The following is a 22,598-nucleotide window of genomic DNA, read 5'->3' as shown; positions in this document are numbered from 1 at the left end:
ACCTCCTAGCCTAAAAGCACTGCGCCTATCACGCCTGCTAGCAGCAGCGGGACATTAAAGGCTAAAAATGTCGGCACACAGGTATCCCAAATATGATCGTGCTTGCCATCGGCATTAAGCCCAGAGGTGGGACCTATGGTGCTATCACTCGCAGGTGAGCCAGCATCGCCTATGGCAGCTGCAATGCCTATGAGCAAAATTGTCGCCTCTACACTAAAGCCTAATTGCACACACAAAGGGCAGTAAAAAGTCGCGATAATTGGGATCGTGCCAAAGGAAGAGCCAATCCCCATAGTGATAAAAAGCCCTAGTAAAATCATCAGCACCGCTCCGCCAAATTTACCCCCTACAAGCATAGAGCCTACTTCTACAAGCTGGGTGATGGCTTGGCTAGATTCTAGCACAGAAGCAAAGCCAGCAGCTAGGAGCATAACAAAAGCGATAAAGCCCATAAGCTTAAGCCCACTATCCACAAGCGAGTCCATAGCCCCCCACTTAATCCCACCGCCTAGGATCATTATCACAATCCCACTAAATGCGCCAAGTGGCATAGAGTTTGTGCTAAGCTGCACGATAAAGGCTACCACCGCCCCCACAAGCACGCTAATATCAGCAAGCCCTAAGCGCATATTTTCCATACACTCTTGCTGCTCTACAATCACTTGCTCGCGGTAGATTCTAGGGCGAGAGTAGAATCCAATTATTGCAACAAGCAGTCCAAGCAGCATAGCAAGCCCGCCGATCCACAGCACACCGGCTGTATCACTAAGCGTTATGGCAAAGCCATATTTATTCATCTCTTCAATGATTGTTTGGTGGAAGAATAGCCCATAGCCCAAAGGCAGCGTGATATAAGGAGCCTGCAAGCCAAAGGTAAGCGCACACGCAATGGCGCGGCGATCGATTTTTAAGAGATTAAAGACACTAAGGAGCGGTGGGATTAGAATGGGGATAAAGGCGATATGCACGGGGATTAGGTTTTGCGAAAGGCAAGAGAGAGCCGCGATCGCAAGGCAGATAAGCACGCTACTTTTTATCACACCTTTTTGGAACATCTGCGTAAGCTTATAGATACTTATGGTGATGAGATTGCTTTTGGTAATGGCAGAAGCAAGGAAGCCTAGCAGGATATAGCTTAGGGCAATTTCTAGCTTAGAGCTCATACCATTGATAAAGATTTGTATCGTTTGCTGCACCGCACTGCCACTTAGTGTGCCAGCAAGCAGAGCAGAGGCAAAAAGCGCGATTAAGACATTGCAGCGCAGCAGGCAAAGAGCGCACATCACAAGCACGCTGATTAGAGCTGGGTTGGTCGCTAGGGTGGTAAGATCACTCATAAGACTCCTTTGTTTTATCTTTAAAGGCGTTGGCTTTTTGCGAAAAAGCGGGGAGTTTGCCTTTTGCTTGTGCGATAGACCATCAGTCTTATCTCCGCGCAAAAGGCTGCACAACCCCGCTTTTTCATCAAAAATCCTGCCGCCTGTGGTGTTTTTATCAAACACCCTTTCTGTTTTTTCGTTGTGCGATGTTTTTACATTTTCAGCGTTTTCCTTAGAATCCACTTTTTGAGCAAACGATTCTAAGATTTGCGGATAGGCTTAGTGGGCTTTATGGGATTTTTGAGATAGGAGTTACCTAGAGCGGTAATGACTATCTCAAAAATCCCACAATCGCGCTAATGTTATCCCAAAGCTGAATCGCTTGAAAAAGTGGATTCTAGGCTAGTCGCAAAATCGCTGCAAAATCTCCCCATACGACTCAATCCTACGATCACGCAAAAAGGGCCAAATTTGCCGCACGGCTTGCGTGCGATTTAGATCGATCTCACACACTAGGCTTGCTTGCTCGCTTTGTGCTTGGGCTAGGATCTCGCCTTGAGCTCCACTTATAAAGCTATGCCCAAAAAACTCTATCCCCTCTCCAGCCCCGCTAGAATCTAGCTCAAAGCCCACGCGATTGATCGCTATAAGTGGGAGGGCATTTGCCACGCTATGGGCACGCTGGATAATCTGCCACGCTTGGAGCTGGCGGGATTTCTCCTCATTGCTATCACTTGGGGTAAAGCCTATGGCAGTGGGGTAGATGAGTAGATCCGCGCCCTTTAGTGCCATAATCCTAGCCGCCTCTGGATACCACTGATCCCAGCACACAAGCACGCCAAGCCGCCCTAGGCTTGTCTGTATGGGGGTAAAGCCTAGATCCCCGGGCGTGAAGTAGAATTTCTCATAAAAGCTTGGGTCATCAGGGATATGCATTTTGCGATATTTGCCTGCGATAGAGCCATCGCGCTCAAAGACTACGGCAGTGTTGTGATATAGACCTTTAGCGCGTTTTTCAAAAAGTGAGGTTACAAGCACGACATTTGCCTGCTTTGCTAGATCGCTAAATAGCGCAATATCTGCTTCAAAGCTTTCAGCCAAATCAAAGAGATCCGCGCTCTCATATTGGCAGAAATACGCGCTTTGATGTAGCTCTTGCAGGGCGATGAGATCCACACTTCCTGCAAGCTTTAGCACTTCTTGGCGTATGTAAGCAATCGTCTCTTCTCTGCTGCCATAGAATCTATGCTGCAAAGCAGCGACTTTTATCATATCTCTCATAGCTCTTCTCTACTCTTGATATTCAGAATCTGGACTTTCATAGTCATCGCTATCATATTGATTGTAGTCATCTTCCCACTCATCATCATCCCATTCACTCTCTACATCATCAAACCCATTTTCTATATCATCATCAAAGTCATCATCTGCACGACTTCTAAAATCTGCGTATGTAAGCACATTGTGCTTGCTAGAATCCACTATCATTACGACTCCTTTATAATATCTCTTGCTACTTCACTTGCGATTTGCAAGCCAAAGCTAGCCGTTACCGCGCTAAAGCTCCCTAAGCCTTTGCATTTAGGTGGCTCTGGGCTAAAGATGACTTTGTAGTCTCCTTTAAACCCGGCTTTTTTCAATCCATCGCGAAGCTTCCTTGCAAATCTATCGCCATAGCTTTTCCAAATACTAGCAACTTTGATATGCGATGGATCAAACTTCTTGGCAGAGCCTGTGGAGCAGATATATCTCCCATAAGGCATAGAAGCACAAGCTTTGGCTAGTAGAATCTTTGCCGGAATATCATCAATAGCATCGATCACATAATCATAGCCGCAAAATTGCTTGCTACTAGATGAAGGATTTTGGGCTATAAAGCTTTCTAGCCATAGCTCATCAAGCCTAGCTTCTATACCCACAATGCCCGGATATAGTTTCTCTAGCACCTTGACTTTTATCTCGCCGATAGATTCTGCGCCTATTTGGCGGTTTTGATTTGTGATGTCAAAGCGATCTTTATCAACTATGGTGAGATTAGTAACACCGCAGCGATACAAGCCATCAAGCGCAAATCCCCCCACTCCTCCAACACCAAAAATCAGCACGCGCTTGCTTTGTAAAAATGTCCAATGATCACCAAATAGCAAACGCGACCTTGTGAAGCGATCTTGGGCTTCTTCTTGTGGCGTGCTTACAAGCTCTCGCTCTAGCATATCAATCCTTAGGGAAATTGTGTAAGGCGAAATTGTAGCACGAAAAGCGTGTTTTGTGATTTGTTTAAAATGTATTTACTTTAGATTTTCACAATGTGGCGCGTTTGATTTGAATTTGTCATTACAAGGAGAATGTATGAGTGCAAGGAAGTTTGGGGTAAGATTTTTGGGTGTGAGTGCGGTGCTGCTAGCTAGCTTGCAAGCAGAAGGTATAGATAAAAGTATGGATAAAAGTGGCGCATTTATCGGGGCGGAGGTAGGCTATGCAGCTGGCTTCACTAGGGAAGATCCTATCCCTACAAACCAGCAGCAGCAGACTACAACCCAAGCGCAAAACATCACCTATCCCTATGCTGCGTTGGGATTGAAGGCTGGGTATGGATATTACTTCGTCCCTTCATTTGGTGTGCGTGCTTATGCGAGCTATCATTATGGGGTCAATGGATCAAATGGAACTAGCACAGAGATAGAGCAAGGTGGTGGCGGTAGCGGTGGCGGGACTACTACTATCACCACAAACTCTGCAATGCAATCAATCCACCAAGTGAGTGCTAATGTCGAGGTGGTATGGGATTTTGTGCAGCTTAGTCAAGCAAGCATTGGGGTCTATGCTGGGCTTGGGGCAGGGTATGGATCGCACACAGCTAAGACAACAAACCCAGAAGGTGCGCAAGCGACTATCACAGAAGCCAATCTAGGATCTGGATTTATCCTGCCTGTAAATATTGGGCTTGAAGTGGGGATAGGCAAGCATCATAGAGCAGGGCTAAACTTCCGTATCCCTACAATTGCCGCAAGCTTCAAGGACAATATGGGGCTAAATGCCACATATACTGAATTTTCAAGCCGCAATTTGATCACAAGCGTTGGGTATTCTTATGTATTCTAGGCTTGCCTAGAATCTATTGGCATTGGCTTACAAAGTATGCGATGATCCACGCGCATATACTTACATATCTGCTCCCCATTTGACTGCGCTGTTAAGGTGGTTGTGAGATTTCTAGCGATACAATTACATCCTATTTATCTCACTAAAAGGCGTATCTATGAAAGTTGCGTTACTAATGAGCGGGGGAGTAGATAGCTCCTACTCAGCTTATTTACTACAACAGCAAGGCTATGAGGTGCTTGGGATCTACCTAAAGCTACACGATAAAGAAGAAAAGCATAAAGTCTTTATCCCAAACTGCGAGAAAGTCGCTAAAAATCTAGGCTTTGAGTTTATTGTCCTAGAGGCACAAGAGCAGTTTAAGGCGATTGTATATGACTATTTTGTGCGCTCCTATCAAAATGGCGAGACGCCAAATCCTTGTGCTATGTGCAATCCTAATATGAAATTTGGCTTCGCATTGCAAAAAGCCATGGAGCTTGGCTGTGAGAAAATCGCCACCGGGCATTATGCGCGCATACAAGAAGTAAATGGCATAAAGCGTATTGCAAAGGCGGTGGATTCTGGCAAAGATCAAAGCTACTTTTTGTATGCCATATCCCAAGATGCCATTGATCGGCTGATTTTCCCACTTGGCGATATGCTAAAGAGCGAAGTCAAGCCCAAAGCCTTTGAGGCGATGCCGTGGTTTGGGACTTTGGAGACTTATAAAGAGAGTCAAGAAATCTGCTTTGTTGAAACAGATTATATTGATATTTTGAAAAAGCACGCCAAAGTCGATAGCCCCGGAGTCGTGCGCGATACGCAGGGCAATATCGTAGGCAGCCACAAGGGCTATATGCAATACACCATAGGTAAGCGCAAGGGCTTTAGTGTCAAAGGTGCGCTAGAGCCGCATTTCGTGCTAGATATTGACCCAAAGGCAAATGAAATCATCGTGGGCAAAAAGCAAGAGCTAGCCAAAAACCTAGTCCAAGCAAGCAATATCAGCCTACCCACGATCTATAATGATAAAGAATATGACATCAAAATCCGCTACCGCTCCGAGCCTACAAAAGCTAGGCTTGAGGTGTGTGATGATAGGATTGTCGCGCATTTGCAAGAGCCGGTGTTTGGCGTGGCAAAGGGGCAGGCGTTGGTGGTGTATGATGGAGAATGTGTGCTAGGAGGAGGGGTGATCGGCTAGCCTAGATTCTAGGCTAGCTAGAATCTAGCATAGAATCTAAGATCGTAGATTAGCGATCATTTTGTCATAGGCTGCTTTTGTGCCTGGGCGCACGCTTGTCATAAGGCTTGCGATAATGATCGCTAGTGATGCAGCAAGGAAGCCTGGCACAATTTCATAGAGCTTGATATACTCAGCAATGTAGTTTTGCCATACAATCACCACTACCGCGCCTGTGATCATTCCGGCGATCGCGCCTATGCGTGTCATTCTACTCCAAAAGAGTGAAAAGAGCATCACAGAGCCAAAGCTAGCCCCAAAGCCTGCCCACGCATAAGACACAATCTTTAAAATACTAGAATCCTTATCCGTAGAGATTAAAAATGCAAAAACAGCTACAAGTAATACCCCAAATCTACCGATTTTCATCACCATTTGTGGGCTAGCATCTTGCTTGAAAATACGGCGATAAAAATCCTCTGCCAAAGTCGAGCTTGAAACAAGAAGCTGTGAGCTAGCTGTGCTCATAATCGCTGCTAAAATCGCGGAAAGCAAAATCCCAGCGATCCAAGGATTGAAAAGCAGCTGACTCATCACGATAAAGATTTTTTCTGGATCTTGCAAGGAGAGATTAAATTTATGCACATACGCAATACCTAAAATCCCAATAAAACAAGCCCCAATAAGTGAAATCACCATCCAAGAAATCCCCACAATCGTAGCAGTTGGAATATCTTTAGTCGAGCGGATAGACATGAAGCGCACCAAAATATGTGGCTGTCCAAAATAGCCAAGCCCCCACGCAAGGGCGGAGATGATCGCAAGGGCTGATACACCTTCACCCATAGAAAGAGCTTTGGGCTTAATATCTGCTACGATTTTCATCGCCTCATCATAGCCGCCAAGATTTGTGAGCATCACCACAGGCACGATAATTAAAGCACTCATCATCAAAAGCCCTTGAATCATATCTGTCCAGCACACTGCCTTATACCCACCTAAAAATGTGTAGGCTACGATGATGATAGTCCCTGTGGTAAGGGCATAAGCATAATCGATCCCAAAAGTGCTTTCAAAAAGTTTCGCCCCACCGACAAGCCCAGCAGATACATAAAAGGTAAAAAACACCAAAATCACAATCGCACAAATAATGCGTAAAATATGCTTATCATCATCAAAGCGCGTTTCAAAATAATCAGGGATTGTAATGCTATTGGCAATAATGCTTGTGTAGATTCTAAGTCGTTTGGCGACAAAACTCCAATTAAGCAATGCTCCAATACTAAGCCCTATGGCGATATAGCTCTCCACCAAGCCGCCCACATACAAAGCTCCGGGCAAACCCATCAAAAGCCAGCCGCTCATATCGCTAGCTCCAGCACTTAGGGCTGAAACCACAGGTCCAAGCGACCTCCCACCTAGAAAGTAGTCTTCTGTGCTTTTGTTTTTCCTATAAAAATAAAAGCCGATAAATAGCATTAAAGCCGAGTAGGCGATAAAAGTAATGGCAATTTCTGTATTGATTTTTACAACTTCCATTGTTTCTCCTTATTGTGAATTTTTTAAAGCACGAATGCCTAAGTTTCCATACCGATGATAAGACACACTTAAAGCCTTTTCATTATGATAGAACAAAAGCTCAAAACGCCCGTTTAATAACGGCTTATCACGGATAATGATTTTAGCCCATTTAGCAGTGGCTTGATAGATAGGATCGCTTGTATCCGGCTTGGCGTGATAGCGCACGCGCTCAAAAAGTGGTAGCTTAGCGATAAACTCATCGCTGCTTTCTGCTACAAAATCTGCGGCTAAGTCCGCCATTTGACAAACTTTTTGGGCTAAGGCGATAACCGCCCTAGAATCCTCGTTTTGCGCGTTTGTATCACAAGCCCTAGAATCCACTTTTTTCTCATAGCTTACCAGAGGACTTAAGCCTAGTGTATTGCACCCTATAATAACGCCTAAAATATCTTGCAAGCTATCTTGCTCACACACCCTAAAGGCTAGGTTTTTAATCCGCGTGTAAGAAAAAAGATTATCTTCTCCACGGATATTGACATAATCTTTTGCCACGCTAAATTCGTGCTTATAGTGGTAGGCATAGGACTTTGCCATAAGGGCGGCATTTGCTAGGGCAGCTTGTGTGCTTTCATCACTTGCTTTGCTTAGTTTTTCTAATGCACTTGCTAAGGGGCTATCAAGTAAATTTGTATCAGTTTTTGCTTCTATATCCATAAATTGCGTGATGTAGTTATAGATTCCTACCTTTCTCCCAAAGCCTATGGCAGACTTTTTCACCCCGCCAAAGGGCTGCCTTAGCACGATAGCCCCAGTTGTGGGCTTGTTGATATAGATATTCCCTGCTTCAATGTGTGTGTGAAAATACTCCCACTCTCTTTCATCTAAGCTTTCAAATCCAGCTGTAAGCCCATATCCTGTGGCATTGACGATTGCGATGGCTTCTTGTAAATCTTTTGCCCTCATTACACTTAAAATTGGTGCGAAAAGCTCGTTCATATGTGTGAAAGCTCCCTTTTTCACGCCGTATTTAATGCCCGGAGTCATTAAGTGGGCATTATCATTTATAAATGTTGGTTTTAACGCCCACTCTTCCCCAGCTTCTAACTCATTGATAGCTTTTGTCAGTTTCTCGCTAAGTTTATCACACAAAGCACCTAATTTATTTTTAAAGACAAAAGGACTTCCCACCGCCAAAGAAGCTGCCGCATCAACAAGGGCTTTTTTAAATTCTTCATCTTCATAGACTTCATCTTCAAGCACAAGCAAAGAGGTGGCGGAGCATTTCTGCCCAGAATTTGAAAACGCAGAGTGGATAATGTTTTTTACCGCACTATCTCTATCGGCAAATTTAGACACAATGGTCGCATTTTTGCCCCCAGTTTCTGCGCTTAAAAGTAGCGTTGGATTTGCCTCTAGCATCGCATAAGCAGTATCTTCACCGCCTGTAAGTATGGAGAATTTCACCGCTTCATCGCTTAAAATATATTTCGATATATCACTGCCCTTTGCTGGTAAGAAAATTAGCGCATCTCTTGGGATGCCCGCATCCCAAAAGCACTCACAAAGCTTATAGCCTGTCAGCATAGAAAGCGATGATGGCTTATAAAGCACGACATTACCAGCAGCTAAAGGAGCGGCTATGGTGCCCACAGAAATACCCACAGGGAAATTCCACGGCGCAATGGTAACGCCTATGCCCTTTGGCTTAAAGGTGGTGTTTGGATTTTGCTTTTTGAGTGTTTCTAGAGAGTGGGGATAAAACTCCACAAAATCAATCGCCTCGCTTACTTCAGGATCAATTTCTAAAAAAGTCTTGCCTGTTTCTAACGCCGCAAGCCCTATCAAATCCCCCCTTCTCTCACGCATAAGCTTGGCGACTTTGGCTAAAATGCCATAGATTTCATCGCTACTTTTTTGCGTGAAGTTTGAGTTTTTCGCCACTTTTAAAGCTGCTTTTAGCTCATTTTCTCCTGCTAAATACGCTGTGCCTATGGTGCGATGGGCTATTTTGTCTTTAACTTCTAAAGTGTTTAAATCCGCTTGTGTGAAGTCAAGCCCTCCGGCAACAGGATAGACATCATAATCGCTTAAATTTTCGTATTTTGCTTTAATATTTTGCGCCCACAAGCGATTTTGTGAGAGTATGAAATCTGTGTCGCTTTCATTAGTAAAAGTTTTTGTTATGTAGGAGCTTGGTGTATCTTGTATCTTGGTTCTATCTTGCTTTCTGTGTGTGGTATTATCAAGAGTTTTGATACCTTCAAGGGCATTTAAAAATAAGCTTTTTTGCTCTTCCCATTCTTTAGAGCCGACTTTAAGGTTGAAAAAATAGCGCATAAAATTATCTTCGCTTGTGTTTTCATCAAGACGGCGCACAAGGTAAGCAATGGCATTGTTAAAATGTGCTTCATCACACACGGGCGCATAAAGGATTAAATCGTGCATTTTAGATAGCTCATAAGAGCATTGCAAGCTCATACCCTCAAGCATTTCAAAGGTGAAGCTCTCACTTGCCCCCGCTTCCTTAATGCGCGTGTAGGCGTAAGCGATTTCAAAGATATTATGACTAGCGATGCCTACATTGATATATTTGTAATTTTCATCTTCTAGCACAAGATCTAGCATTTTATTATAATTGCTATCGGTGTCGATTTTACGCTCAAAGGTCGGTAGCTCCCAGCCTCTTTGGCTAGCGATTGTCTCTTCGTTTTCCATATTTGCACCCTTTACAAAGCGGATTTTAATAGGCTGCATACCCTTTAAAACCCTTTCTTTTGAAAAGGCAAGGAGCTTTTTAAGATACTCGTAAGAATCAGGGATATAGGCTTGTAAAACAATGCCCGCTTTAATGTCAAATTTGCCCACACTCTCCATAAAAGCCGCCACAGTTAGCTCTAAATCCCTAAACTCCTCCATATCTAAATTGATAAACTTACTCACGCCTTGTCTGTTTTGCTCTTCTAAGGCTAGGGCATAGAGCGTATCAAGTCTTTTTACTACTTCATCTTTAGAATAGTCAAAATCAATAATATTGATTTGTGAAAAAATTGTAGTAATTTTGATAGAAATATAAGTGATATAGCTTGATTTTAGGGCTTCTTCGTATTTTTGCATACGGTATTTACTCTCTGCCTCTCCTAAAACCTCTTCGCCGATGAGATTGACATTAAGCGTGATGTTTTGCTCATTTTTACGCTTGGTAATGTGCGGGGCTAGGAAATTTTCATCAGCGTCTAGCACCATAGCCTTTGTATCATTTCTCAAATGCGAGATGAAAAACGGCACACTAAGATTGGGTGCTAACTTACCAAAGTTTAAAAAGCTAAAAAGCAAGAATTTTTCAAAGGCAGAGAAAAAGTCCGCTATACCAAATTTATTCAGCGTGTGTTCTATAAGCTCAAAACTCGCTTTTTTATCCTTGCAGCGAAAAGAGCGGTCAAGTAGCTCGATTAGCATTACTTTATTTTTGGGATTATTAAGAAGCTTTTGCATTTTAGCGTGGAATTGTCTCTCACTAGTGGAGAGATTTTGCTCGATTTTGCTTTGTAGCTCTTCTGCCAAAGCGATGGATTTTTGTATCATTGATAAACCTTGTAGGTAGATTTGGTTTTGTGTCCTGCCACATAGGGCAGGAAGAGATAAGTGAGATATGGCTTAGTGGGCTACAGCCTCGCTAGCACCAATCCCACTTTGTGCGCGGAAATCTTGCGCTCTAAAGCCATCTTTATCGATCTGCGCGCGTTTGGAGCTATCTAGCTTAGAGATAATAAAAATTGCTATAAAGGTCAAAGGCATTGTAAAAATTGCTGGATGATCATAAGGGAAAATCGCAGATTCAAAGCCAAAGCTTTTCACCCAAATACTAGGACTTAACACCACAAGTGTAAGCACCACAACAAGCCCTATCAATCCTCCCCAAAACGCACCTTTAGTTGTAAGATTTTTCCAATAGATTGAAAGCAACAAGATAGGGAAATTCACACTTGCTGCAATAGCAAAAGCAAGTCCCACCATAAAGGCAATATTTTGTTTCTCAAACAAGAATCCTAACGCGATAGCCAAAATCCCTAAGAATATAGTCGCACCCTTAGTTACTCTCATTTCAAGCTTAGGATCACATTTGCCATCTTTGCAGACATTGACAAACAAATCGTGGCTAATAGCCCCCGCCCCAGAAATGGCAAGACCCGAGACAACAGCCAAAATCGTAGCAAACGCCACAGCTGAAATAAAGCCTAAAAAGACATTGCCACCAAGCACTTCAGCTAGGCTGATTGCGACCATATTTGCCACACCGCTATAAGAGCCATCGGGATTTGTAAATTCAGGATTCCCATAAAGCAAAGCAATCGCACCAAAGCCTATAATAAAGGTAAGGATATAAAAATACCCAATAAGCCCTGTGGCATAAAAGACTGATTTTCTCGCTTCTTTAGCGTCTTTAACCGTGAAAAAGCGCATCAAAATATGTGGCAAACCCGCTGTCCCAAACATTAAAGCAAGTCCAAGTGAAACTGCGGAGATAGTGTTTGGCAAGAATGTGCCAGGCGACATTATCGCTTCACCTTTTGGGTGGTGAGAAATAGCTTGAGCAAAATAATAAGAAAGATCAAATTTTGTCAAATACAAAATCATAATCGCCATAAAACTAGCCCCTGCTAAAAGTAAAATCGCCTTAATGATTTGCACCCAAGTTGTCGCGTGCATTCCACCAAAGACAACATAACAAATCATCAAAATCCCCACAAGAATCACCGCGACACCATAAGGAAGTCCAAAAAGCACTTGTATAAGCTGCCCTGCTCCAACCATTTGTGCGATAAGGTAAAACACAATCACGCTCAATGCTGAAACCGCTGAAATAATGCGGATAGGCTTTGCATCAAGGCGATATGCGGTAATATCTGCAAAGGTAAATTTTCCAAGATTGCGGAACTTTTCAGCAATTAGAAACAATATGATAGGCCAACCCACTAAAAACCCAATAGAGTAGATCAATCCATCAAAACCATTTGTAAAAACTAATGCCGTAATACCCAAAAAGCTCGCTGCACTCATATAATCCCCAGCAATGGCAACACCATTTTGCATACCCGTGATATTACCGCCAGCAGTGTAGAATCCACTTGCAGACTGACTTTTCTTATTTGAGAGATAAGTAATGAATAATGTCGCTAATACAAAAGCTAGAAACATACCAATGGCGACAGGATTTACATCGGATTTTGCACCACCGGTATTGATCGCATCAGCACAAAGTGGCAGGACACCAAATGTGCTTGCAAACAATGTGATAGAAAATTTTTGCCATATTTTCATTGGGCACCTCCTTGCTGGTTTTTATAATCAATCTCGCCATTTTGTAGGTCTTTGATCAAGTTAGATTCTTGCAGTTGATTTAAGATATTTGCCTGATCTCGATCGAAATAAGTGTTTGCTAGGAATGTATAAATCCCTGTAACAACAATACTTAAAACAATAATAAAGAGTCCTCCAATAATCCCAAGTGTAACAGAGCTTGGTCCTAAGCGATATCCCAACACCTCTGGGAATAATCCTACGCTAAGGACAAAGATGTAGTAGCACACCAAAACTACAAGCGAAAGAACAAGCGAAATCTTGTTCCTAAAGCTGACAAACTGCCGAAATTTCGATAAGGCGTTTTGCTGATTTTCTTTGAGCCCCATTTCTTCTCCTTATGTGTAAAAATTTCTTGTTACTATGCTGTTTTATACCAATAAAGTAACATACACTTTGATACTACAATAAAATGTCGGTGATAAAATGATATGCAGGTCAAATACCATTTATGATTGTAAAATAGTAACATCTATAAAAATAAATGTGTAAAATTATCACCAATGAGTGTTGCCTTAGAAGTGCGGTAGTGTAGGTGCATTGGGTAGAAGCATAGAAGTGTATTGCAAAACTAGATTCTAGCTTTGTGGATTTTAAGAAAATTGCTAGGGGTGTTTCTAGAGATAAAGTAGGGGGCGTGCTTGGGTTTTATGATAGAGTTATTGATTGTCATCTTTACTTGTTACTTTGGGCAAATTTGACAATCCTATCTGCGATTTTACTGATCGGCAAAATCTCATCGACCGCGCCTACTTCTATCGCGCGTTTTGGCATACCAAATACCACGCAGGTTTGCTCATCTTGCGCGATTGTTTTTGCGCCATTATCGTGCAGCTCCTTAATGCCTATGCAGCCATCATCACCCATACCTGTGAGAATGATCGCTAAAGTATTGCGCCCGGCAATGTTGTTGGCTGCGCGGAAGAGAATATCCACGCTTGGGCGATGCCTTGAGATCCTAGGGGCATCTAGGATAGGATGGGCGGAATATTTGCCATTTTCATAGCCAAGCGCGATTTGTGTCCCGCCTTTTGCTAGATAAATGCAGTCATTTTTAAGCACGAAGCGTTGATTGACTTCAAAGACACTAAGCTTAGATTTTGTATCAAGTCGCTTGGCTAGCGTTTGGCTAAAATGCTCGGGGATATGCTGGACTACGACAATGGGCGGGAGATTGCACGCGGGCAGTGCGACAAAGATTTCTTCTAAGGCGATGGGACCTCCGGTAGAAGAGCCTATGACAATAAGCTTTTCACGATTGATTAAGCAAGGATTGCTTTTTAGTAGCACATCTGGATGTTTTTTTTCTTCTATTTCTCTCATAGTTATCCTTAGGCTAATCTCGTATTTTTATATAAGTTTTATTGCCTAGTCTCTCTACCTTATCCTTGAGTCCTAAAATATCATCTGCGTGTCCAATGTATAGCGTGCCATTTGTCTTTAAAAATCGCAAGAGCTTTCCTAGAATCTGCTCTTGCTCTTGGGTCTGGAAATAAATAAGCACATTGCGACAAAAAATAATATCAAATTCATTCTGGTGGAATGGATAGGTGGAGTCGTGCAAATTTAGCTGAAAAAACTTGATCATTTTTCTTAGCACTGTCTTAGCGCGGATAGTTTTTGTGCCATTTGCAGCTACTTGCAAGGTGTCAAAATATCTATCCATATTGACCCAGTTGGGGAGATTGAGCGTGGGGCTTAGGGTGAAAACCCCATCTTTAGCATCTTGCAAGACTTTTGTGTCAATATCACTTGCATAAATCTCCACATTGCAAGAAGAGTTATATATCTCGCTAGCATATAGCACAGTGGCGGCTATGGAGTAAGGCTCTTCGCCTGTTGATGAAGCAGCGCAGTAGATTTTGATATTGAATTGGTTTTGAAAAAGTGCTGGCAAAACACGATCAAGCATATCTTGGAAATGCACTTTCTCGCGGAAAAAGTCTGTTTGATTGGTGGTAAAGGCATTGATGAAAAGCTGCTTTGCTTGGGGGTTTTTGCTAGTAAGCGCGATAAGCTCACTTGCAGTTGTAATGCTATCAAAGACAGGAAACTGCTTGAGAGAATCTAGGCGGTTTTTCATCATTGTTTGTTTAGAGATGTCTAGGTAAATTCCTGTGATTGTGTGGAGATAGGATTGGATCTCTTTGAACGCTTTGGCTGTGTCTATATTCAAGAGTGTCCTTTAGGCTAGATTAAAATGCTCGGCAGGATTTGAACATATCTTCATAATAGCGCGCAGCCTTAGAGACAAGATAATTATCATCATCATAAAAAAGCGTTTCATAGCTGTTTTCAAACGCATTTTTACTCCAATTAGCTGAACCGATGTAGAGAAGATTTTTATCGATTATGGCGAGCTTTTGGTGCATTATACCATAGTAGTTACCTTTTGGGGATTTTCCTCCTTTGAGCAGGCAGGTGGAGATATTGTTGTATTTATCAAGATAGCCGATCATTGAGCGCGAGTCGTTTTTGCTACTCTCATCAAAGATTATGCGGATTTTCACGCCTCTTTGCGCGCTATCGCGGAGAGCTTTTGCTAGCTCTCTATTGGTGAAGCTATAAATGGCTATATCGATGCTTTTTTGTGCGCGTTTGAGTGAGCTGTGCAGGCTTTTGAAGGCTTTATCTTGCTCATAGGGCAACATAAATAGCTCGCTTTTTGCTTCACATATAAGCCACGAGCTTGCCAAAAACACTAGGATTTTTCTCATCAAAAGCCCCTTGGGTGAAAAATATGCTATAATCCGTGCCATTTTACTCTAAAATAGGTAACTTTATGAAAATCGTTTTGATCAATACCGATCCAATGGTTGCAAAGCTTATTGAAGCCACTGCGAAGAAAACAGGGATCACGCTTATAAGCTATATAAGCACTGATGAGTGTGATGTAAGCACATTGACAAAAGAGTATTTTGTCTTTGTTGATGAGAGTGGGCTAGGGCAGGATAGAGATCGTGTAAAATCCATAGCACAAGACTTTTTGAGCTGTATGTTGTATGCTAAAACCAAGGCGATTAAAGAGTTTTCCTATCTCGTGAAAAAGCCATTTTTACCTACGGAGATTTTGGATATTTTGCAAGCAGAGTTACTAAAAGTTGGGCAGGATTTGCACAATGCTTCTGAAGTTACACAAGATGAGATTGCCCAAGTTGATGATAGTGTGCAAATGCCGGAGCTAGATATGAATGCGCTAGATAAATTGGGGGATTTTGATATTACACAGGAGTTTGATGATGTCTCTGCGCTTCCATCACTCCCAGATAGTTTAGATCTCTCTAGTGTTAGTGAGAAATCCACAACACAAGCTGCGCAAGAAATTGATGAACAAAATATAGGGCAAGAAGATAGTGGGGAAGATACAAAGAGTAGCAGTGCTAGTGATGTAGGTGCAATGATAGATGAGATGAGTAATGGGCGCAATGAGGTTAATCTCCTAGAAGATGGAGATATGGAGGATCTTGATGTAGGGGCATTAGATGAGCTGGGTGGGGATAAACCTAGTGCTGATGTGACTGCAAATGATAGCAGTGATGAAATACCGCTAGATCTGGGTAATCTGGGTGATTTGAGTTTAGATTCTGGACAAGATCTAGCTGAGAGTGCAGCAGATAGTGCCAAGCCGATCGATCTAGGCGATGAAGCACAAGATGTGCAAGAGACAGATCAAGATACGCTTGAAAACATCCTAGAATCCAATGATTTAGAGCCAAATGTAGCAAAAGATACGGGCGAGGCAGTAGATAAGATCGGTGATGAGATAGCACAAAATACGCCAGATCCTTTGGATTTATCTATTGCAGATTCTAGTGCTAAGACATTGGAGCAAGACAAAGTGCAATCTCTAGAATCCAGCGAGTCAAGTAGCAAAGAGAGCGACTTAGATGACTTAGGTATGGTAGATAATCTTGTGAGCGACACTGCCTTAGATAATGGCGATAGTCAAAAAGGCGATACTCAAGCGGATATGCAAGAGAATCTAGAGCTAAATGATGAGATCATAGGTGATGAGATCCTAGAATTTGGTGTAGATATAGATGAGAGATTTGCTGACTCTTTGGAGGCTGATGAAGAGCAAGAGACAGAGTCTAAAGAGACTCAAACACAAGAAGTGATCGCAGAGATTGATCAAGATTCTTCACATAAGCAGGCGCAAAATCTAGCAGAAGAAGATAGTGCGGATATTAAAGAAGCTAGCGAGCTAAATGGTAAGGACTCTCTAGAATCTAATCAGGAGTGCGAGATCCTCCCGCAAGATGAGGTTGAGCTTGTCAAAACTCTGCTTGATGATAGCAAGGAGGGAGTGGATTCTACGGCAGCACAGGAGACGCAAGATGTGGAGACACAAGAGCAAGATACGGATGCAAAGGACTCATTGCAAGAGCAAGAGACACAGCAGCCACAAGATATGCAAGAGCTAGAATCTAATCAAGAAGCCACAGCCACAGATCACGATATGGCTTTGGGTGAAGAAGAGTTTGCTGATATTGAGCTTGATGATCTTGCGCAAGTGGAGCAGGCAGAAGAATCTAGCGCAGATATGCAAGAGGATTATTTGCAGCTAAGTGAGAGTGAGATTTGCGAGGCATTGGGCGAAGATCTACCTACTAGCGAGCAAGCCATAGAATCTAGCTTAGCAGAATCTACAGATCCGCAAGATCCACTTCAAGACCCACTTAGTGATATGAGTGATGATCTCAAGCTAGAATCTAGCCAAGATGAGCCAAGTGCAGACCTTGTAAAATCCGCAGATATAGAATCTAGCCAAGGCAAGCTAGATTCTAGCGCGCAGGATCTTGTCGCGCAAGAGAGTGTGCTAGATAGTATAGAGCAAGGCGTGCAAGATGACTTGCCTATATCTTTGGAAGTTGGCACGGATATAGAGGGCTTGCAAGAAGCAGATATGCAAGAGCAGAGTGTGCAAGAGGATTTGCAAGGCGTGCAAGAAGAAGCAGATATGCAAGAGCACGATTTGCAGGCAAGCACACTAGAATCTAGCGATGAATCAAGCCATAAGGATATAGATAAGAATCTAGCAGAAGAGCTAATAGGGCAGGGGCTAGAGGATATAGCCGAGCTAGAATCTATGCAAGATTCTAGTGCTTTGGCGCAGGAGTCGCAAGATCTTATGCTACAAAACTCCGAGTTGGCTGGGGATTTGGGAGAGTTTGGCGTGGAGGATTCTAGTGAAGGGGCTAGTGCATTGCAAGATTCTAGTGCTTTGACAGGGGCGTTAGATTCTATGGTGGCGCACGATTTGCAGGAGCTAGAAGAAGCGCAAGAGGAGCAAGAGGAGATCCAAGATCAAGCCACGCTTGATGATTTAGGTGAGTTTGGCTCAAGCTTGCAAGCTATCAATGCCTTGCGTGATGAAATGCAATCACTTGGCGATTTGGATCCGTTTGCAAAAAGCAATGAAAGAAAAAGCAGGGATAATGCGCTAGGTAGCACAGAAAATACCCACGCAGATAACCGCTCTGGCGGCTCCACCCAAGCCAATCAAACACAAGCCCAGCTTTTTAGTGAGCTTTTGGCAAATAAATCCGCTCAAGAAATCCGCTCTTTGCTCAATGGCGCGAAAATCTCTATCAATATCAGCTTCGCGGATACATATGACAAATAGTATGCCAGCATCTCAAGCGACTCAAGGGGCGTTGTTTGGGCGGATACTGATCCTATCTGGACCATCCGGCTCGGGCAAATCTACTTTGTGCAAGATTTTGCAAGAGCATTTTAGTGATATTTACTTCTCTATCTCTACGACTACGCGAGCCCCTAGAGATGGTGAGCGCGATGGGGTGGATTATCACTTCGTGAGTCAAGAGCAGTTTATAGCAGATATTAAGCAGGGTGCGTTTCTAGAGTGGGCGCAAGTGCATAATAACTACTATGGCACAGCGTTATCACCTATCACGCTGGCTTTAGAGCAGGGTAAGCTTGTGATATTTGATGTTGATGTGCAAGGACATCAAAGTATCAAGGAGTATTATGGGAATCTCGCGCGATCAGTGTTTATCACAACTAGGAGCAAGGAGATTTTGCGCAAGAGGCTAGAGAGTAGGCAGACAGATTCTACGCAAAATATCGAGCTGCGATTATTGCACGCTTATAATGAAATGCAGCAGCTCTCGCATTTTGACTATCTTATCGTCAATGATGATTTGCAAAGCTCTAAGCGCGCGATTATTGGCATTGCCACTTCGCTGGAGTTTATCCCGCAGCCTAGTATCTATCAGTCGCTGTGGCAAGATGTTGGCGAAGATATGAAGCAGTAGTCTAGGATAGATATTTACAATTAAATAAAAACACCTTAGAATACCGCCTATTTTACACAAGGAGCAAATATGGGAAGTTTTAGTTGGTGGCATTGGCTGATTGTTTTACTCGTGGTGTTGTTGCTATTTGGCGGAGGGAAAAAGATCCCCGAGCTTCTAAAAGGGCTTGGCACAGGGATTAAGGGCTTCAAAAAAGCCGTGCGCGATGATGATGAAAGCGATATGCCAACGCCCGCGCAACCCACGCAGCAAACCATCGCAAAAAGTGATAGTAAAGAGATCGTAGAAGCTAAAGTCGTAGCAAGTCAGGCTTCTATAAATGCGCCTGTGAGTGCGCCTGCACCACAAGTGGTGCGCCTTGAAGTAAGCACAGCAGAAGCACCCAAAAAGCGCGGACGCCCTAAAGGCTCTACAAACAAACCCAAAGATACATCGAGCAAAAGTTCCAAAAGCCCAAAATCTAGCAAAGAAGCCAAGCCTAAGAAATCCACACAAACTAAAGCCAAAAAATCTAGCGAAACAACCAAAGCAAAATCAGCAAAAAGCACCAAGTAGATCATAAAGCAAGGCAAGAAATGTATGAATATGTCAAGTCCATTATCTCGCAAATCACGCATTGCGAGATTGTGCTAGAGCGACCTAAAAACAGAGAATTTGGGCATTTTGCTACGCCTGTGGCATTTACGCTAGCTAAGGCACGCAAGCAATCTCTAGAGGTGATCGCAAAAGAGCTATGCGCACAGCTAGAAGGGCATAGCGCGTTTGCCAAAGTTACTCAAGTTCGGGGCTATATCAATCTCTTGTTGAAAGATTCGTTGCTAGAGAGTTTTGCTAGCTCTGCTTTGGGCAAAAAGCATATAGATTCTAGCGTGCCTTTGGCGCAGGGCGAGACAATCTTGCTTGAGTATGTGAGCGCAAACCCCACAGGTCCTTTGCATATAGGACACGCGCGTGGGGCGGTGCTAGGCGATAGCTTGCAGAGGCTAGGGAGCTATCTTGGGCATAGCATTAGCAGTGAATACTATGTCAATGACGCAGGCGCGCAGATTGGCAAGCTGGGGAAATCGATCTACCTAGCGGGCAGGGAGCTGCTGGGCGATAGCGTGGAATACGATGATGACTGCTACAAGGGTGAATATATCATCGATATTGCTAAGTCTGCTATCGCGCATTTTGGGCAAGAGATAATGACCAAGGAGCAAATCCCTGTCCTAAGTGATTTTGGCAAGGATCTAATGCTTCAAGAGATCAAGGACAATCTCGCGGCGTGTGGAATCCACTTTGATAACTATGTGAGTGAAAAAGAGCTTTTCACACGCTGGGATAGCACGCTAGAGCGGCTCAAGGCTCATCAAGGCGTCTATGAGCAAGATAGTAAGCTTTGGCTTGCTTCAAGCACAAAGGGCGATGAGAAAGACCGCGTGATCGTGCGTGAAGATGGCGAGCCGACATATTTGGCGGGAGATATTATCTACCACGGCGATAAATTTTCCCGCGATTTTTCGCGCTATATCAATATCTGGGGAGCTGACCACCACGGCTATATCGCTAGAGTAAAGGCGAGTATCGAGTATTTGGGCTATGATTCTTCAAAGCTACAAGTGCTTCTAGCCCAAATGGTAAGCCTGCTTAAAGATGGCAAGCCCTATAAAATGAGCAAGCGCGCGGGGAATTTTATCCTTATGCGCGATGTTTTAGCGGATATTGGAGCTGATGCGCTGCGCTTTGTCTTTCTCTCTAAAAAGCCTGATACGCATTTAGAATTTGATGTCGCCACACTAAGCAAGCAGGATTCTAGCAATCCTATTTTTTATATCAACTATGCCAATGCTAGAATCCACACTTTGCTGAAAAAATCCCCCCTAGAGCCTAGTGCCATACTCCAAGCAGATTTGGCTCAAAAAGTGGATTCTAGTGCGGCTTTAGTGGCGGCTAGGGAGCTAGTCTTTGAAGCTCTGCTACTGCCGCGAGTGGCGCAAATGGCGTGGGAGGAGAAAAGCTTGCAGAAAATCTGCGAATACGCCAAATCCCTTGCTGGAGAGTTCCACGCATTCTACAATGCGCATAAAATCCTAGAATCCACTTTTCAAGCCCCGCTTCTTAAAGCTTCTATGCTGGTAAGCCAAGCCCTATGCCAAGCCCTAGATCTGCTTGGCATAGAGGCAAAGACACAGATGTAGCCCAAAGCAATGCCAAAGACGCAAAAAAGGATTCTAGTGTGAAAGTGGATTCTAGGGTTGGTGAATCCACCACAACTAAAGTGCTTTTTGTCATAGGCGACATCACGCGCAAAGGCGGCATAGAGCGCGTGGTGGTAAATCTTGCTAATGCCTTTGTGCAGATTCTGGGCTATGAGGTTGGGGTTTGTAGTTGTTTTAAGCGGTATGATGAGTTGCCTTATGTGCTAGACTCTCGCGTGCGCCTTAGCTATATCTATGAATTTAGCGGTGCGCCAATGCACCAAAAAGCCCAAAAAAGCAAGCTCTATAAACTCTACTATCGCAATATCTTTGAGCGTGTGTTAAGCCATAAGGTTTGCGCACTTGCTAGGGGCTTTGACTTTCTTATTGACAATGATCATATCTATCTGCCCCCCCCCTTATTGCGTTTTAATGCCTTTCCAAAGACAATCAAAGTCTTTCATCTGCCATTTTCTCGCCCACGCTCGCGTGCCAAAAGCTTTGATGGCATTGTAGTGCTATCAAATAAGCAGTATGACTTGTGGCGCAAGCACTATAAGCGCGTGAGCGTGATCCCAAATTTCATCACAGAATTTGCTAGCAAAAAGGAGTGTGATAGCTCCGCACAGGTGGTGCTATCTGTGGGGCGTATGGAAGAGGGCGATCAAAAGGGCTTTTCACGGCTTATTGATATATGGGAGATGGTGCAGTGTAGTGGAGAGTTTGCTAGCTGGAAGCTCTGTGTCATAGGCGATGGCGAGATTAAGTGTGAGCTAGAAGAAAAAATCGCGCAAAAAGGGCTAGAATCTAGCATTATCCTAAAGCCCTTTAGCAAAACAATCCAAGAAGAATACGCCAAAGCCAGCATATACGCGATGACTAGCTACTATGAAGCCCTGCCTATGGTGCTGCTAGAAGCAGGCTCTATTGGGCTTGCTCTCATCGCTTTTGATGTCAATACCGGACCTAGCGATGTGATACCTTGTCCTAAAAATTTGATACACGATAATGATATGCAAGCTTATGCTACGCGCCTAAAGGAGCTTATGCGATCAAGCAGCTTGCGCGAAGAGTGTGGGGCTAGCGTGCGAGAGCGCGTGGAAGAGCAGTTTTCTAAATCTGCGGTCTTGCAGCAGTGGGAAGAGCTTTTTAAGACATTGTAGATTCTAGCAAAATACCTATGGATTACTAAGAATGCATTTTACTTGTTTTCTAAAGAAACATCGCTTCGCTTGTTTTCTAAAGAAACTGCACTTCGCTTGTTTTCTAAAGAAACCTGCGAGCTCACGCTCGCACCGCTATCGCTTGTTTTCTAAAGAAACATCGGCTAACGCCGAGCGTTTTACTTGTTTTCTAAAAAACCTTCGCTTTGTGGATTGCTCTTGCGCCGCTTCGCTTACATTGGATTGCCACGCTCGTTATACTCGCTCGCAATGACAGCTCCCCATTGTCATCGCGAGCCTTGAAAAAGGCGTGGCGATCCATAACGCAATCTTGGAATCCCAAGCAGAAAAAACGCGCAAAGACTAGAATCCACTTTTGCAAAAGTGGATTCTAGTTTGGATGCCAAGCACCACTCGCAATGACGATAAAAAGTGGATTCTAGGGCAAGTGGATTTAATGGATTCTATGGAGTAGGGGGCTGGCATAGAGTCTGCATAATTGCTCCACATTG

At 43.6% G+C, this 22,598-nt stretch carries 19 protein-coding genes and 1 pseudogene; 7 read left to right on the top strand and 13 right to left on the bottom strand.

The genetic code is table 11. The features are described 5' to 3' along the window. Positions 1 to 5: 5 nt before the first annotated feature. The 4 genes from NYG90_RS05285 to NYG90_RS05270 form a co-directional block, all read right to left on the bottom strand. Positions 6 to 1,337: a Na+/H+ antiporter NhaC family protein gene (locus tag NYG90_RS05285; protein ID WP_285256795.1), complete on the bottom strand. Its 1,332-nt coding sequence runs from the start codon at positions 1,335 to 1,337 to the stop codon at positions 6 to 8. A 384-nt stretch (positions 1,338 to 1,721) separates the two neighbouring features. Then, positions 1,722 to 2,591 carry a carbon-nitrogen hydrolase gene (locus NYG90_RS05280; RefSeq protein ID WP_285256897.1) on the bottom strand — a complete coding sequence of 290 codons (870 nt, stop codon included), beginning with the start codon at positions 2,589 to 2,591 and terminating at the stop codon, positions 1,722 to 1,724. Positions 2,592 to 2,609: 18 nt separating this feature from the next. Beyond that, positions 2,610 to 2,807, bottom strand: a complete 198-nt coding sequence (locus NYG90_RS05275; protein WP_285256797.1) for a hypothetical protein — start codon at positions 2,805 to 2,807, stop codon at positions 2,610 to 2,612. After that, entirely contained in the window at positions 2,807 to 3,532 is a 726-nt protein-coding gene (locus NYG90_RS05270; protein WP_285256798.1) for a ThiF family adenylyltransferase, read from the bottom strand. The genes NYG90_RS05275 and NYG90_RS05270 overlap by 1 nt, the downstream gene beginning before the upstream one ends. Positions 3,533 to 3,668: 136 nt before the next feature. Between NYG90_RS05270 and NYG90_RS05265 the strand changes: the two genes are divergently transcribed. Both NYG90_RS05265 and mnmA read left to right on the top strand, forming a co-directional pair. Further along, on the top strand, positions 3,669 to 4,421 hold the full coding sequence (locus tag NYG90_RS05265; RefSeq protein ID WP_285256799.1) for an outer membrane beta-barrel protein: 753 nt from the start codon (positions 3,669 to 3,671) through the stop codon (positions 4,419 to 4,421). Positions 4,422 to 4,578: 157 nt separating this feature from the next. After that, positions 4,579 to 5,607, top strand: coding sequence for a tRNA 2-thiouridine(34) synthase MnmA (gene mnmA, locus NYG90_RS05260; protein ID WP_285256800.1), 1,029 nt, complete (start codon positions 4,579 to 4,581; stop codon positions 5,605 to 5,607). A gap of 36 nt (positions 5,608 to 5,643) precedes the next feature. Here the strand turns inward: mnmA and putP are convergent, their stop codons facing one another. The 7 genes from putP to NYG90_RS05225 form a co-directional block, all read right to left on the bottom strand. After that, entirely contained in the window at positions 5,644 to 7,125 is a 1,482-nt protein-coding gene (gene putP, locus NYG90_RS05255; RefSeq protein ID WP_285256801.1) for a sodium/proline symporter PutP, read from the bottom strand. Positions 7,126 to 7,134: 9 nt separating this feature from the next. After that, positions 7,135 to 10,689: a bifunctional proline dehydrogenase/L-glutamate gamma-semialdehyde dehydrogenase gene (locus NYG90_RS05250; protein ID WP_285256802.1), complete on the bottom strand. Its 3,555-nt coding sequence runs from the start codon at positions 10,687 to 10,689 to the stop codon at positions 7,135 to 7,137. A gap of 72 nt (positions 10,690 to 10,761) precedes the next feature. Then, positions 10,762 to 12,426 carry a cation acetate symporter gene (locus NYG90_RS05245; protein WP_285256803.1) on the bottom strand — a complete coding sequence of 555 codons (1,665 nt, stop codon included), beginning with the start codon at positions 12,424 to 12,426 and terminating at the stop codon, positions 10,762 to 10,764. Continuing rightward, positions 12,423 to 12,794, bottom strand: a complete 372-nt coding sequence (locus tag NYG90_RS05240; RefSeq protein WP_115011568.1) for a DUF485 domain-containing protein — start codon at positions 12,792 to 12,794, stop codon at positions 12,423 to 12,425. The genes NYG90_RS05245 and NYG90_RS05240 overlap by 4 nt, the downstream gene beginning before the upstream one ends. Positions 12,795 to 13,140: 346 nt before the next feature. Beyond that, positions 13,141 to 13,788 (bottom strand): CheB methylesterase domain-containing protein, encoded by a 648-nt coding sequence (locus NYG90_RS05235; protein ID WP_285264800.1) that lies wholly within the window; start codon positions 13,786 to 13,788, stop codon positions 13,141 to 13,143. 13 nt (positions 13,789 to 13,801) lie between these two features. Beyond that, positions 13,802 to 14,641: a CheR family methyltransferase gene (locus NYG90_RS05230; protein WP_258552214.1), complete on the bottom strand. Its 840-nt coding sequence runs from the start codon at positions 14,639 to 14,641 to the stop codon at positions 13,802 to 13,804. Between the two features lie 19 nt (positions 14,642 to 14,660). Beyond that, positions 14,661 to 15,182 carry a phospholipase D-like domain-containing protein gene (locus NYG90_RS05225; RefSeq protein ID WP_285256804.1) on the bottom strand — a complete coding sequence of 174 codons (522 nt, stop codon included), beginning with the start codon at positions 15,180 to 15,182 and terminating at the stop codon, positions 14,661 to 14,663. 65 nt (positions 15,183 to 15,247) lie between these two features. Between NYG90_RS05225 and NYG90_RS05220 the strand changes: the two genes are divergently transcribed. From NYG90_RS05220 to NYG90_RS05200, 5 genes and pseudogenes are all read left to right on the top strand, one after another. Continuing rightward, positions 15,248 to 18,091, top strand: a complete 2,844-nt coding sequence (locus NYG90_RS05220; protein WP_285256805.1) for a hypothetical protein — start codon at positions 15,248 to 15,250, stop codon at positions 18,089 to 18,091. Position 18,092: 1 nt separating this feature from the next. Then, positions 18,093 to 18,743 (top strand): guanylate kinase, encoded by a 651-nt coding sequence (gene gmk / locus NYG90_RS05215; protein ID WP_285256806.1) that lies wholly within the window; start codon positions 18,093 to 18,095, stop codon positions 18,741 to 18,743. 69 nt (positions 18,744 to 18,812) lie between these two features. Continuing rightward, positions 18,813 to 19,010: pseudogene (tatA, locus tag NYG90_RS05210) on the top strand (twin-arginine translocase TatA/TatE family subunit); the annotation flags it as partial. Between the two features lie 308 nt (positions 19,011 to 19,318). Further along, the gene (argS, locus tag NYG90_RS05205) at positions 19,319 to 20,923 is read left to right on the top strand and encodes an arginine--tRNA ligase (RefSeq protein ID WP_285264799.1); all 1,605 of its coding nucleotides are present in this window, start codon (positions 19,319 to 19,321) and stop codon (positions 20,921 to 20,923) included. Further along, positions 20,875 to 22,086 carry a glycosyltransferase gene (locus NYG90_RS05200; RefSeq protein ID WP_285256808.1) on the top strand — a complete coding sequence of 404 codons (1,212 nt, stop codon included), beginning with the start codon at positions 20,875 to 20,877 and terminating at the stop codon, positions 22,084 to 22,086. The genes argS and NYG90_RS05200 overlap by 49 nt, the downstream gene beginning before the upstream one ends. Before the next feature lie 190 nt (positions 22,087 to 22,276). Here NYG90_RS05200 and NYG90_RS05195 read toward each other — a convergent pair whose 3' ends face one another. Both NYG90_RS05195 and NYG90_RS05190 read right to left on the bottom strand, forming a co-directional pair. After that, positions 22,277 to 22,408, bottom strand: a complete 132-nt coding sequence (locus NYG90_RS05195) for a hypothetical protein (RefSeq protein ID WP_285256809.1) — start codon at positions 22,406 to 22,408, stop codon at positions 22,277 to 22,279. A gap of 41 nt (positions 22,409 to 22,449) precedes the next feature. Further along, positions 22,450 to 22,572 carry a hypothetical protein gene (locus tag NYG90_RS05190; protein WP_285264798.1) on the bottom strand — a complete coding sequence of 41 codons (123 nt, stop codon included), beginning with the start codon at positions 22,570 to 22,572 and terminating at the stop codon, positions 22,450 to 22,452. Positions 22,573 to 22,598: the final 26 nt, after the last annotated feature.

The organism is Helicobacter zhangjianzhongii (assembly GCF_030249855.1).
Classification (GTDB): Bacteria; Campylobacterota; Campylobacteria; order Campylobacterales; family Helicobacteraceae; genus Helicobacter_B; species Helicobacter_B zhangjianzhongii.
The sequence above is the reverse complement of the archived record's forward strand: the minus strand, read 5'-3'. Positions and strand labels throughout refer to the sequence as shown.

Bases quoted from the DNA above. Each gene is read 5' to 3' on its own strand.
- NYG90_RS05285 (WP_285256795.1), bottom strand. From the start codon at position 1,337: ATGAGTGATCTTACCACCCTAGCGACCAACCCAGCTCTAATCAGCGTG.
- NYG90_RS05280 (WP_285256897.1), bottom strand. From the start codon at position 2,591: ATGATAAAAGTCGCTGCTTTGCAGCATAGATTCTATGGCAGCAGAGAA.
- NYG90_RS05275 (WP_285256797.1), bottom strand. From the start codon at position 2,807: ATGATAGTGGATTCTAGCAAGCACAATGTGCTTACATACGCAGATTTT.
- NYG90_RS05270 (WP_285256798.1), bottom strand. From the start codon at position 3,532: ATGCTAGAGCGAGAGCTTGTAAGCACGCCACAAGAAGAAGCCCAAGAT.
- NYG90_RS05265 (WP_285256799.1), top strand. From the start codon at position 3,669: ATGAGTGCAAGGAAGTTTGGGGTAAGATTTTTGGGTGTGAGTGCGGTG.
- mnmA (WP_285256800.1), top strand. From the start codon at position 4,579: ATGAAAGTTGCGTTACTAATGAGCGGGGGAGTAGATAGCTCCTACTCA.
- putP (WP_285256801.1), bottom strand. From the start codon at position 7,125: ATGGAAGTTGTAAAAATCAATACAGAAATTGCCATTACTTTTATCGCC.
- NYG90_RS05250 (WP_285256802.1), bottom strand. From the start codon at position 10,689: ATGATACAAAAATCCATCGCTTTGGCAGAAGAGCTACAAAGCAAAATC.
- NYG90_RS05245 (WP_285256803.1), bottom strand. From the start codon at position 12,426: ATGAAAATATGGCAAAAATTTTCTATCACATTGTTTGCAAGCACATTT.
- NYG90_RS05240 (WP_115011568.1), bottom strand. From the start codon at position 12,794: ATGGGGCTCAAAGAAAATCAGCAAAACGCCTTATCGAAATTTCGGCAG.
- NYG90_RS05235 (WP_285264800.1), bottom strand. From the start codon at position 13,788: ATGAGAGAAATAGAAGAAAAAAAACATCCAGATGTGCTACTAAAAAGC.
- NYG90_RS05225 (WP_285256804.1), bottom strand. From the start codon at position 15,182: ATGAGAAAAATCCTAGTGTTTTTGGCAAGCTCGTGGCTTATATGTGAA.
- NYG90_RS05220 (WP_285256805.1), top strand. From the start codon at position 15,248: ATGAAAATCGTTTTGATCAATACCGATCCAATGGTTGCAAAGCTTATT.
- gmk (WP_285256806.1), top strand. From the start codon at position 18,093: ATGCCAGCATCTCAAGCGACTCAAGGGGCGTTGTTTGGGCGGATACTG.
- argS (WP_285264799.1), top strand. From the start codon at position 19,319: ATGTATGAATATGTCAAGTCCATTATCTCGCAAATCACGCATTGCGAG.
- NYG90_RS05200 (WP_285256808.1), top strand. From the start codon at position 20,875: ATGCCAAGCCCTAGATCTGCTTGGCATAGAGGCAAAGACACAGATGTA.
- NYG90_RS05195 (WP_285256809.1), bottom strand. From the start codon at position 22,408: ATGGATCGCCACGCCTTTTTCAAGGCTCGCGATGACAATGGGGAGCTG.
- NYG90_RS05190 (WP_285264798.1), bottom strand. From the start codon at position 22,572: ATGCCAGCCCCCTACTCCATAGAATCCATTAAATCCACTTGCCCTAGA.